15 protein-coding genes are annotated in these 11,618 nt (G+C 55.4%); 8 read left to right on the top strand and 7 right to left on the bottom strand.

Going from position 1 to position 11,618, the window contains the following annotated elements; genetic code table 11:
* Positions 1-2: 2 nt before the first annotated feature.
* The 5 genes from fliO to rcsA all read left to right on the top strand — a co-directional run bounded on the left by fliO (position 3) and on the right by rcsA (position 3,104).
* Complete coding sequence (fliO, locus tag QMN93_RS11085) at positions 3-377, top strand: flagellar biosynthetic protein FliO (protein WP_023312309.1); 375 nt, start codon at positions 3-5, stop codon at positions 375-377.
* Positions 377-1,114 (top strand): flagellar type III secretion system pore protein FliP, encoded by a 738-nt coding sequence (fliP, locus tag QMN93_RS11080; protein ID WP_033145903.1) that lies wholly within the window; start codon positions 377-379, stop codon positions 1,112-1,114. The genes fliO and fliP overlap by 1 nt, the downstream gene beginning before the upstream one ends.
* A gap of 9 nt (positions 1,115-1,123) precedes the next feature.
* Positions 1,124-1,393 (top strand): flagellar biosynthesis protein FliQ, encoded by a 270-nt coding sequence (gene fliQ, locus QMN93_RS11075; RefSeq protein ID WP_008500315.1) that lies wholly within the window; start codon positions 1,124-1,126, stop codon positions 1,391-1,393.
* Between the two features lie 7 nt (positions 1,394-1,400).
* Positions 1,401-2,186, top strand: coding sequence for a flagellar biosynthetic protein FliR (gene fliR, locus QMN93_RS11070; protein ID WP_008500314.1), 786 nt, complete (start codon positions 1,401-1,403; stop codon positions 2,184-2,186).
* A gap of 294 nt (positions 2,187-2,480) precedes the next feature.
* A complete protein-coding gene (gene rcsA, locus QMN93_RS11065) occupies positions 2,481-3,104 on the top strand; it encodes a transcriptional regulator RcsA (protein ID WP_008500313.1) in 624 nt (207 codons plus the stop codon).
* A 101-nt stretch (positions 3,105-3,205) separates the two neighbouring features.
* On the opposite strand, the gene dsrB is transcribed toward rcsA, so the two are convergent.
* Positions 3,206-3,394, bottom strand: coding sequence for a protein DsrB (gene dsrB, locus QMN93_RS11060; RefSeq protein WP_013097741.1), 189 nt, complete (start codon positions 3,392-3,394; stop codon positions 3,206-3,208).
* Between the two features lie 129 nt (positions 3,395-3,523).
* Here dsrB and yodD point away from each other — a divergent pair, with 129 nt between their 5' ends.
* Positions 3,524-3,751 carry a YodD family peroxide/acid resistance protein gene (gene yodD, locus QMN93_RS11055; RefSeq protein WP_008500310.1) on the top strand — a complete coding sequence of 76 codons (228 nt, stop codon included), beginning with the start codon at positions 3,524-3,526 and terminating at the stop codon, positions 3,749-3,751.
* Positions 3,752-4,052: 301 nt separating this feature from the next.
* Entirely contained in the window at positions 4,053-4,853 is an 801-nt protein-coding gene (locus tag QMN93_RS11050; protein WP_033145905.1) for a mannosyl-3-phosphoglycerate phosphatase-related protein, read from the top strand.
* Here QMN93_RS11050 and dgcQ read toward each other — a convergent pair.
* From dgcQ to QMN93_RS11035, 3 genes are all read right to left on the bottom strand, one after another.
* Positions 4,850-6,538 (bottom strand): cellulose biosynthesis regulator diguanylate cyclase DgcQ, encoded by a 1,689-nt coding sequence (dgcQ, locus tag QMN93_RS11045; RefSeq protein WP_064672749.1) that lies wholly within the window; start codon positions 6,536-6,538, stop codon positions 4,850-4,852. The two genes, QMN93_RS11050 and dgcQ, sit on opposite strands and share 4 nt — an antisense overlap.
* 73 nt (positions 6,539-6,611) lie before the next feature.
* Positions 6,612-6,794 (bottom strand): YodC family protein, encoded by a 183-nt coding sequence (locus QMN93_RS11040; protein WP_023312315.1) that lies wholly within the window; start codon positions 6,792-6,794, stop codon positions 6,612-6,614.
* Between the two features lie 78 nt (positions 6,795-6,872).
* The gene (locus tag QMN93_RS11035) at positions 6,873-7,784 is read right to left on the bottom strand and encodes a DUF808 domain-containing protein (RefSeq protein WP_032658668.1); all 912 of its coding nucleotides are present in this window, start codon (positions 7,782-7,784) and stop codon (positions 6,873-6,875) included.
* Between the two features lie 178 nt (positions 7,785-7,962).
* Between QMN93_RS11035 and yedA the strand changes: the two genes are divergently transcribed.
* A complete protein-coding gene (gene yedA / locus QMN93_RS11030; protein ID WP_033145907.1) occupies positions 7,963-8,877 on the top strand; it encodes a drug/metabolite exporter YedA in 915 nt (304 codons plus the stop codon).
* Here the strand turns inward: yedA and QMN93_RS11025 are convergent.
* The 3 genes from QMN93_RS11025 to QMN93_RS11015 all read right to left on the bottom strand — a co-directional run bounded on the left by QMN93_RS11025 (position 8,849) and on the right by QMN93_RS11015 (position 11,499).
* Entirely contained in the window at positions 8,849-9,340 is a 492-nt protein-coding gene (locus QMN93_RS11025) for a very short patch repair endonuclease (RefSeq protein WP_182383779.1), read from the bottom strand. The genes yedA and QMN93_RS11025 overlap by 29 nt on opposite strands.
* Entirely contained in the window at positions 9,321-10,736 is a 1,416-nt protein-coding gene (locus QMN93_RS11020) for a DNA cytosine methyltransferase (RefSeq protein WP_039263788.1), read from the bottom strand. The genes QMN93_RS11025 and QMN93_RS11020 overlap by 20 nt, the downstream gene beginning before the upstream one ends.
* A 61-nt stretch (positions 10,737-10,797) precedes the next feature.
* A complete protein-coding gene (locus QMN93_RS11015) occupies positions 10,798-11,499 on the bottom strand; it encodes a phosphohydrolase (protein WP_193139505.1) in 702 nt (233 codons plus the stop codon).
* Positions 11,500-11,618: the final 119 nt, after the last annotated feature.

Here is an 11,618-nt window from a genome sequence, read left to right as displayed (position 1 = left end):
GCATGAAAACCCAGGCAACAATATCACAGCCTTCTGCCGTTCCCGGCTCGCCTCTGCTCCAGGTGAGCGGGGCATTGTTTGGTATTATTGCCTTTATTCTTATCGCCGCCTGGCTGGCGAAGCGCTTTGGCCTGGCGGGTAAAACCGCCGGTGCCCGCGGCCTGAAGGTCAGCGCCAGCACCACGCTGGGTCCACGCGAGCGCGTGGTCATCGTCGAGGTAGACGATGCGCGTCTGGTCCTGGGCGTCACGGCCTCAAACATCAGCGTATTACATAAGCTGCCGCCCGCCCCTGTTGTGGTGGACGAGCGCGCAGACGCCCCTGCGGATTTTCAGTCCGTCATGAAGAGTTTGCTTAAGCGTTCCGGGAGATCCTGATGCGCCGTTTGTTATCCCTGACGCTTGCGGGCGTTGGCCTGTTTGCTCCCGCGGTCTATGCACAGCTGCCCGGTCTGGTCTCCACCCCTCTCGCGGGCGGCGGACAAAGCTGGTCGCTTCCGGTGCAGACGCTGGTGTTCATCACCTCGCTGACGTTTATTCCGGCCATCCTGCTGATGATGACCAGCTTCACCCGCATCATCATCGTCTTTGGTCTGCTGCGAAACGCGCTGGGAACCCCTTCCGCGCCGCCAAACCAGGTTCTGCTGGGGCTGGCGCTGTTTTTGACCTTTTTCATTATGTCGCCGGTGATCGACAAGATTTATACCGACGCCTATCAGCCGTTCAGCGAAGACAAAATCTCCATGCAGGAGGCGCTGGATAAAGGCGCGCAGCCGCTGCGGGAATTTATGCTGCGCCAGACGCGCGAAGCCGACCTGGCCCTCTTTGCCCGCCTGTCCAACACCGGCGAGATGCAGGGACCGGAAGCGGTGCCAATGCGTATTCTTCTGCCTGCCTATGTCACCAGCGAGCTGAAAACCGCGTTCCAGATTGGCTTTACCATCTTTATTCCGTTCCTGATTATCGACCTGGTGATCGCCAGCGTCCTGATGGCGCTCGGGATGATGATGGTGCCGCCCGCGACCATTGCCCTGCCCTTTAAGATCATGCTCTTTGTACTGGTCGACGGCTGGCAGCTGCTGGTCAGTTCGCTGGCGCAGAGTTTCTACAGTTAAGGAACGGCAATGACACCCGAATCGGTCATGATGATGGGCACGGAAGCGATGAAAATCGCGATTGCCGTTGCCGCGCCGCTGCTGCTTGTCGCGCTGGTTACCGGTCTGATTATCAGTATCCTGCAGGCCGCCACGCAGATTAACGAAATGACGCTGTCGTTCATCCCGAAAATCATCGCCGTGTTCGTGGCGATTATCGTGGCCGGGCCGTGGATGCTGAACCTGTTGCTGGACTATATGCGCAACCTGTTTACCAATCTGCCGTACATCATCGGCTGACCTGACGATGCTGCACTTCACCAGCGACCAGTGGGTTCAGTGGCTCGGCGTCTATTTTTGGCCGATGCTGCGCATCATGGCGCTGATATCCACCGCCCCGATTCTCAGTGAGAAATCGATACCCAAGCGCGTCAAGGTGGGGCTGGGTATTATCATCTCCATTATCGTCGCGCCCTCTCTTCCCCCCGTGGATATTCCGATCTTCTCGGCGAACGCGGTGTGGGTGGCCCTGCAGCAGGTGATGATTGGCGTCGCCGTCGGCTTTACCATGCAGCTCGCCTTTGCCGCGGTGCGTACCGCAGGGGAACTGATCGGCCTGCAGATGGGGCTATCGTTCGCCACGTTTGTTGACCCTGGCAGTCATCTCAACATGCCCGTGCTGGCGCGTATTATCGATCTGCTCGCCATGCTGCTGTTCCTGTCGTTCAACGGCCATCTCTGGCTTATCTCCATGCTGGTGGATACGTTCCATACGCTGCCGATTGGCGAAAATCCGGTGAACAGCAACGCTTTCCTCGCGCTTACTCGCGCTGCGGGGCTGATTTTCCTCAACGGGCTGATGCTGGCGCTGCCGATCATCACCCTGCTGCTGACCGTCAACCTGGCGTTAGGTTTACTCAACCGAATGGCGCCGCAGCTTTCGGTGTTTGTCATTGGTTTTCCGCTGACGCTGACGGTTGGGATTTTATTAATGTCATTACTGATGCCACTTATCGCTCCCTTCTGTGAACATTTATTCGGCGAGATATTCAACCTGTTAGCGGATATTGTCAGCGAGCTGCCACGTAAATAATAGCCCTCACTGTTGCTATTGTCTTTCTGAGGATATTCCTAAAATAAAACGCGTAAAACATCTTCCAGGATATATCTGACGCGGTTTAATTGTTTCTAACCATCTCACAATACTTAATATTTACTTTACTTTAAGAAGATTCCTGGCAAATTATACGTAACTTTACGGGATAGTGAGTCCGCCTGAAAGTCTTTGTCATGCTCACAGGTTTATTATTTTTTTCCATCCCGTATGGCTGTTTTGAGCTCTCAGGCAGATGGTGAATTATCGTTACGCATTGAGTGAGGGTATGCCATGTCAACGATCATTATGGATTTATGCAGCTACACCCGGCTAGGGTTAACCGGGTACCTGGCAAGCAGAGGGGTAAGAAAGAGAGACATCAACGATGCACACACCGTTGACGAACTCGCAGCCGCTTGTGACGAACTAAAACCAGGCGTGGTGTTTATTAATGAGGACTGTTTCATTCACGATCCAGCCAACAGTCAGCACATTAAGCAAATCATTAATCAGCATCCAAAAACCCTGTTTATTGTTTTTATGGCGATCGCGAATATCCATTTCGATGAGTATTTGTTGGTCCGTAAAAATTTATTGATCAGTTCTAAATCGATTAAACCCGAGTCGCTGGATGACATTCTGGGTGATTATTTGAATAAAGAAGTTAAAAATGTAGGAGCGGTTAACTTACCCACCCTATCATTAAGCAGGACTGAATCAAGTATGCTGCGAATGTGGATGGCGGGACAAGGAACTATTCAGATCTCTGACCAGATGAATATTAAAGCGAAAACCGTTTCGTCACACAAAGGAAATATTAAAAGGAAAATTAAAACGCATAATAAGCAAGTGATCTACCACGTGGTACGCCTGACCGATAATGTGACGAACGGGATTTTCGTCAACATGCGTTAGTCGCTTAAGACCTGTGCACCCTACCTTTGATCTCTGGCCTGGCCAGAGATTTTTGCTTCTGGAAAGGTTGTCGGGCACGCGATGTGCTACCCGACGCCGTGCTACTCCGCCTTCTCGACAAAAATACCGTCCGGATGTCCCAGTTCGTTAAAAAACCAGATGCCGAGCGGGTAGTCTTCAAGCGATACCAGGTACATTGTGCCTTCGCTAAACTCTTCAATTGCCAACACCACACCCGGGCGGCGCGGCCCACCGTCCGTTTTAACGGTTACCCGATCGTTGACCTTCATACATTCCTCCTCTGGTTTTGAGCCAGTGTAGAACAAAACGCAAAAACGCACATCGCCGCCCGGCGTGATTGGCGTTTTTATACACAGTCTATACTTACCGTTGGACACGGCTGAAAGAGGAACCCCGTAATGAAGACCGATAAAGAGTACAGCGACACCATCAAGCGCGAAGTCGAGGTGGATGTCGATGCCCTGCTGGCCGCCATCAATGAGATCAGTGAGTCAGAAGTCCGCCGGTCGGACGACAATTCGGACCGCGTCATTGTCAACGGAAGGGATTATCACACCTATCGCGAGCTGGCGGAGGCCTTCGAGCTTGATATTCACGACTTTAGCGTGTCTGAAGCCAATCGGTAGGGCGAAAAAAATCCCGGCCATGGGGATGACCGGGATCAAAACTTGCTTATGCAAGAAGCACTTGAAAATTCGTTACACCAGGAAATCTGATGTACATGCCACACTATCCCCAACGAATTTGGCTGACAAGCATATATTCTTACGATGAATATAATATTTTTAACATAATGCTTTTTGTTATGAGCAATAACACACGCCGAATGCGGGTTTGCCAGGAGCATTCCTCTTTTCTCCGGTTTTCGCCTTCATTATTTTTTAGGAATTTTCTTAGAGCGAGACACATCTGTTACCAGGAGTCGCTATGCCTTCACTGCGGGATACATTGCTGATTTTCTCTGACCTGGATGGTTCACTGCTGGATATTCACACCTATGAGTGGCAACCCGCCATGCCCTGGCTGGACAGGCTGCTGGATAATCAGGTTCCGGTTATTCTTTGCAGCAGCAAGACCGCGGCAGAGATGCTCGATCTCCAGCTGGATCTGGGGCTGGAAGGCTTGCCTTTTATTGCCGAGAACGGCGCGGTGATTCAGCCTGACGTGCGCTGGGATAAGGTTCAGCGCCAGATAAGGGGGATGACGCACCGGGATATTCGCCCGCGAATCGAACAAATTCGCCTGCAGACGGGCTATAAATTCACTACCTTTGACGACGTGGATGAGCACGTTATCAGCGAGTGGACCGGCCTGACGCGCTACCGTTCGGCGCTTGCCCGCAAGCATGAAGCGTCCGTCACGCTCATCTGGCGCGATACCGACGAGAAACTGGTCCAGTTTGAAGAGGAGCTGGCGAATGTCGGCCTGAAATGCCTGCAGGGCGCACGCTTCTGGCATGTTCTGGACGCCCGCTGCGGCAAAGACGTTGCGGTGAACTGGCTGATTGAGCAATACCGCGAGCTGGAAGAGATTGAACCCACCACGCTGGGGCTCGGCGACGGTCCCAATGATGCGCCGCTGCTCGACAGCGTTGACTTCGCGGTGGTGATTAAGGGCATTAACCGCCAGGGCATCACGCTACGGGACGATAACCCTGCCCGGGTTTATCACACCCGGCAGCCCGGCCCGGCGGGCTGGCAGGAGGGGCTGGATCACTTCCTCTCCTAATCCCGCCAGACGACCCGGTTACGCCCGCTCTGTTTGGCCTGATACAGCCGGACGTCCGCCACGGACTGCAGCTGTTCAAACTCGTAGTTACCCGCTTCATCCGCGCTGCTGACCCCAAGCGACGCGCTGACGCGCAGGGTCGTGCTCTTCTTCACCAGGATCTCCTTACTGTTGATCCGGCAACGTATACGGTCCGCGACGCTTCTCGCCTCCTCCAGACCGATCCCCGGCAGGACGACGCAAAACTCTTCCCCGCCTACGCGCCCTGCCACATCATTCTTGCGTAACGCGCTGGCAATCAGCCCTGCCGTGTGGGAGAGCACCTTATCCCCGGCCTGATGGCCGAAGCGGTCGTTGATATTTTTAAAATGGTCGAGATCGATCTGAATCACCGAGAACGGCAGCGACTGCTGGCGACAGGTTTCCGCCAGCAATTTTGCGCGGTCGAACAGCGCGCCGCGATTATTCAGCCGGGTAAGCGGATCATGCCAGGCCTGCCACTGGAGCGAGTGCTGAAGCGTGTACATGTTACTCACCATGCGACGGATCACCAGCCACGAGATCAACAGCATGGCGGTAAAGAGCGCCCACATCAGCGCCAGCACGATACTGATGCTGCCGAAGTCGTCCTGTACCCCTTCGTGCAGGGTGTGGATCCGCAGGACAACGCCGTCGAAGTGATCGAGTCGTTCCCAGCTCACAAAACGGCTTCCGAGGCGGATCCCGCCGCCGGTGGCGTGCTCAATCGCCTGCGCAATCTGCGCCGTTTCGCGTTCGTCAAAATGGTTAACCGCGTTTTCCGTATGGGCAGAGGTGGCAATCATATTGAGCCGGGTATCGTACAGCTGATACTCCCCTTCCGTTCGGTCTTCCGTCGCATCGGCCAGCAGACGCTGCATGGTGCCCAACGTAAAATCCATCGCCACGACGCCATACCAGTAATGGTCGAAATAGATGGGAACGCTGGCGGTGATCATACGTTCATCATTGGTCCAGGATGAGGGGGTGGAGATGAACCAGCGCACCGCGCGAGCGCGATTGTTCCGTTCTGACTGCTGGGTAAACCAGGACTGCGTGACAAGATGGTAATAGCGGGAGGTAATGTCGCCCGCCTGATCCGGCGTATCGGTGGAAATGAAAAACCCGGCGCGGGAGACGTAGATCACGCGCGCTTCCGTTTGCGCTCTCGACGACGCCAGCCTGAGCAGATACCCCACTTCGAGCGTGGCAGAAATCTCGTGGCTGAGGCGTTCGGCGTCACGATTCAGAAACGTGGTTTTCTCGACGAAGGCATCCGAGACACCGTTAATGGGAAGGGTGCGTTTTTTATCAACGGCAAGCTGCCAGGTGGGGAGCATGCGGACTGAGCTAAAGCGTGACACCGCATTCTGGAGTACATCAAATGCCAGCGGCGTCTGGATCGCATCATGCATGCCCTGACGGAACAACAGCATCCTGTCGACGCTGTTCTGCAGCTGCCTGTCCAGCGAACTGGCCACCGTATCCAGATGGTTACGCTGGCTGGAGATGTACGCTTCTTCCAGTACCACCACTTCACGCCAGGTCAGTAGAGTCGAAAATACCAGAACAACCAGGAAACAGAGATTAACAATCAACCCCGGATTGCTACGCTTATGCAGCCATTGCAAAAAAGATTGTCTTACAACAAAGGTATCGCGCTGCACACACACTCCCTGATCGCTGCCTTACACCCGGTACTGGAGATAAAAACGCCCGGCAAAGCCGGGCGTTATGTGATTAAGCCTTGTCCCGCTGGTGCTGCCCGTCCCCCGGCTGAAGCTCATCTTCACGAAATGCTTCCCGCTTGATGCCATAGCCATCGTGCCACCGACATTCCACCATTCCGCTGGAATACCCGGTGACAATCATACGTGGGCCGCCCTTCTTAGGCTTAACTTCATCACTGACCAAAAAGACCATACCTGCCTCCTGTATCAGGGTGAAACTGTTTCAATTTAGACGAGGAATGGTCTTTTTGCACCCCATAACGGGTAACAATTAGTGCGACGTGCCGCGAATTTTTTCAACCAGCTTCACCGCCGCGACCACGATAGCGCCAATGATGAAGCCCAGCACCAGATTCAGCAGCGTGGGCAGAATCGCCGCGACAACGGCCCCCTGCGCCGAGGAAAAATGTTCGATAGCATGGTGCAGCGGCGCGATACCGTGCACCACGATCCCGCCGCCCACGAGGAACATCGCCAGCGTGCCCACCACCGACAAACTCTTCATTAGCCACGGGGCCAGCACCAGCAGGCTTTTGCCGATGCCTCTTGCCACCGCGCTCGATTTCTCCTCCAGCCAGTAGCCGATATCATCCAGCTTGACGATCAGACCCACCAGGCCGTAGACGCCGACCGTGACCAGAATGGCGATGCCGGAGAGGATCAGAACCTGATTCAGGAGCGGCGCGTCAGACACGATACCCAGCGTAATGGCGACAATCTCTGCGGACAGGATAAAGTCGGTCCGAATGGCGCCTTTGACCTTATCGCGCTCGAAGGTTTTCGGATCCTGAGCGGCCAGCGCTTCAAGACGCTGCTGGCGCATCTCCGGCGTATCGCTCTGCTTGCGCGCGCTAAAGGAGTGCAGGACCTTCTCTACGCCCTCGAAGCAGAGAAACGCCCCGCCAATCATCAGCAGCGGCGTGATGGCCCAGGGAATAAACGCGCTGATCAGCAGCGCCAGCGGGACCAGAATCACCTTATTCAGGAAGGAGCCTTTTGCCACGCCCCACACCACCGGCAGTTCACGGTTAGCCCTCACTCCACTCACCTGCTGGGCGTTAAGCGATAAATCATCTCCCAGCACGCCTGCGGTTTTTTTCGCCGCCAGTTTCCCCATCACTGAAATGTCATCCAGTAAGGTCGCAATATCATCCAGCAATGTTAATAAGCTACTTCCTGCCAAAATCTTAATCCTTCATTTTTTGGTAATTAGGTGAATAGTATGGAGCAAAAGCGCAAACCCGGAAACACCCACCTCACGTCAACAAAAAATTCACATCAGCTACACAATTAAAGGGCTCGCCAGCGAGATAGTTTTCGCGTTTACTATCAGCGACCTTTTTATTTCGTCGTGAGGGATTATGCGTTTCCGGCAATTGCTACCGCTCATTGGGGCACTCTTTTCGCTGTACATCATCTGGGGCTCAACCTACTTTGTCATTCGCATCGGCGTGGAAAGCTGGCCGCCACTGATGATGGCGGGCATCCGCTTTCTCTCGGCTGGCGTGCTGCTGCTGGCCTTCCTGCTGCTGCGCGGGCATAAGCTTCCCCCGCTGCGCCCGATGCTGAATGCCGCCCTGATCGGCCTGCTGCTGCTGGCGGTGGGAAATGGGTTTGTAACGATTGCCGAGCACCAGAACGTACCGTCCGGGATCGCCGCCGTGGTCGTTGCCACCGTACCGCTGTTTACCCTCTGCTTTAGCCGCCTTTTCGGTATCCGCACCCGCAAGCTGGAATGGCTGGGGATTGGTATTGGCCTTGCCGGCATCATTCTGCTGAACAGCGGCGGTAACCTGAGCGGGAATCCGTGGGGCGCAATCATCATCCTGATTGGCTCGATGAGCTGGGCGTTTGGTTCCGTCTACGGTTCGCGTATCGAACTGCCGACCGGCATGATGGCGGGCGCGATTGAGATGCTCGCCGCCGGGATTGTACTGCTGCTCGCCTCCACGCTGACGGGAGAAAAGCTGACGACCCTGCCGCCGCTGTCGGGCTTTCTGGCGGTAGGCTACCTGGCGCTGTTTGGTTCCATCATCGCCATTAACGCCTATATGTTCCTGATCCGCAATGTCTCGCCGGCAGTCGCCACCAGCTATGCCTACGTCAACCCGGTCGTGGCCGTGCTGCTCGGGACGGGATTGGGGGGAGAAACGCTCTCTTCCGTTGAATGGCTGGCATTAGGGGTGATTGTTTTTGCCGTCGTGCTGGTCACCCTGGGCAAATATTTACTGCCCGCAAAACCGGTGGTCACGCCTTGCGAGGTGGAGAAACCGTAAGCAGGTGAATACCCTGCATGTCGATCTGCGCGGTCTGGCCGCCGCCGCAGATCCACTCCTCCAGCCGCTCGGTCAGATCGGTATCGTTCAGTTTTAATCTGCCTCTCAGCGCACACTCCCAGACGATCAGCACCCGCCAGCCCTGCGCAATCAGCGCGGTGAGATCCCGTCTGTCGCGCTCGACGTTCTTGCCAATTTTATCCAGCCAGAAATCGGTTCGCGTCGCGGGGACCTTAAACAGGTAGCAGTCGTGGTGATGCCAGAAACAGCCGTGGGTAAAGATGATGCACTGCCAGGCATCGATGACGAAATCCGGGCGACCCGCAAGCGCGGGATCCTGCACGCGGAAATCAAACCCCGCCTGCGTCAGCAGCCCGGCCAGGCGCTTTTCGATGGCGGTGTTACGCGTGCCGATGGCACGCATATTTTTGCTGCGCGTGGCCTTATCGTGAACATCCGTCATTGACGGCCTCACCCTGACGGAGTGCCACCGCCTGTCTGATGCGCGAGGCCAGCAGTTTTGCCACGGCCGCGAACGCGGGAACCACCACCGAATTACCAAACTGGCGGTACGCCTGGGTATCCGAAACAGGAATGCGGAAGCGGTAACCCTGCGGGGTCTCAAATCCCATCAACCGGGCGCATTCCCGCGGCGTTAAGCGTCGCGGACGGTGGCGCTGGTTGTGCGGATCGTCGAAATCTTTTTCACCCAGCGCCTTGTCCCAGCCTCTGTCGATCAGGATCTCTGCCCCATCCTTATAGTAGCGAGCGGACAACGTACGGGTCACGCTGTGCGGATCGTTGGGGTTTACCATCCCAAAACCGAAGCCGTTGCCCTTCGCCTGATGTTTCTTGGCATAGCGGTAGAGGTATTTCCACAGCACCGGGGTAAGGATAAATTTCGCGTCAACGACAGGTTCCAGCAGATCGGCAACGGTAGGACGACGCTCGGGATACAAAGACGGAATATCACGAAGGGTGAAATCCCCCTTGAGATTGAGGTCGCGGCGGAAACCCACCAGCACGATACGTTCGCGATGCTGGGGCAGAAAATGTTTCCCATCAATGATTTTAGGATCGTCCGCGCCCATGTCCTGCGAGTCGGCCACGTCATAACCCAGCTCATCCAGGGTCTGCATAATAATGCGGAAGGTTTTTCCGCCGTCGTGGCTCTTTAGATTTTTGACGTTTTCCAGCACAAAGATGGCCGGGCGACGGGCGTCAATAATGCGCGCCACATCAAAAAACAGCGTTCCCTGGGTATCGCAGGCAAAGCCGTGGGCGCGTCCAAGGGCATTCTTTTTGGAGACACCGGCCAGCGAGAAGGGCTGACACGGGAAGCCGGCCAGCAGCACGTCATGCGCCGGGATCGTCTGGCGAATGTGCTCGGCGGCGTGTTCATCGCTCACGCCGCTTTTATGGCTCAGGGTGACATCGCGGATATCCGCGTTGAACTGGTGCTCGTGCGGATCGCAGTACCAGTTGGCCTTGTAGGTCCGGACGGCATGTTTGTTCCACTCGCTGGTAAACACGCACTGTCCGCCGATAGCTTCAAAACCGTGCCGGATGCCGCCGATACCGGCGAACAGATCGATAAAGCGGAAGGCGTAGTTCGGGTGCGCGGCAGGAGGACGCGGAAGCAGGTTTTGCAGATAACGAAACTCGCCTTCGCTCAGGCGACGCCCTGCGCGTTCGCTGGTCAGCAGACGCTTAAGGATCGCCGGGCTCCAGTGGCTCTCGCCGTGCGCCACCAGCAGATTGGCCAGCGTTTTAGCATCATAGATATCCAACAGCTGGCGCAGCAACGCCTGCACCGTTGCCGTTGATTTCTCAGCCTGCTCGGGCGCGGGCTCTGTCACTGATCGATTTTCCTGCATTCTTTTAACCGGAGAGTAAAGACTGGAAACAGATTACCACAGTTCAGTTGCGCAAACTGCGACGGAAGCGGCTCAACACCTGGCTATCCAGCCCGATGCAGTCGCCGTGTAATTCGGCACTGAGTTTCGCCATAAACTGGATCAGGAAATCGGCATTGTGGCGTGCCAGCTCGCGGCCCATTTCCGTTTGCATTGTATCAGGCAATCGCAGCAGCTTGGTCTGAAAATGGTCGAGGGCAAACGCACGGTCATCAAGGATACGCGCATCGGCAAAGGGATCGTCTGCATCAAAAAGCGGCACGCCCAGCGCGCCCGAGACGGCAAAGACGCGCGCCAGGCCGATAGCGCCTAACGCTTCCAGCCGGTCTGCGTCCTGCACAATTTTGGCTTCCATGCTCTGTGGCGCAATCCCGGCGCTGAAGCTGTGCGCCTCAATCGCGTGCGCGACGGCGGCAGTATGCTCTGGCGGAAAGTTCGGGAAGTCGCGGCGCAGAATGTCACACGTCCTGCGCGCTGCCATCTGGGATGACCGGCCGCGTTCGGGATGGTTTTTCGGCAGGCTGACAATATCGTGGAAATAGCATGCGGTCAGGATCACCAGCGGTTCCACCGCCTGGTGATCCATTATTTTTTGCGCCGTCATCCAGACCCGACGAAAATGCGAAATATCATGTGCGGTATCGTCGGTGCTGTGGTTTTCCTCAAGCCAGCGCTCAAATCGCTGCTGCCACCGGGCAAGTTCCATCGTCATATCCTGTTGTTTAAAAGAGAATCAATTATAACATAGCCGAATTAAATCAATTTAAAAATAGAACCACGAAATACTTAATAATAATTACACCATATAAATTCAATGAATTAATT

The sequence above is a fragment of the Enterobacter sp. R-1.6.2 genome (assembly GCF_035064085.1).
GTDB classification, from domain to species: domain Bacteria; phylum Pseudomonadota; class Gammaproteobacteria; order Enterobacterales; family Enterobacteriaceae; genus Enterobacter; species Enterobacter asburiae_B.
This window is presented reverse-complemented; position numbering and strand designations above follow the sequence as displayed.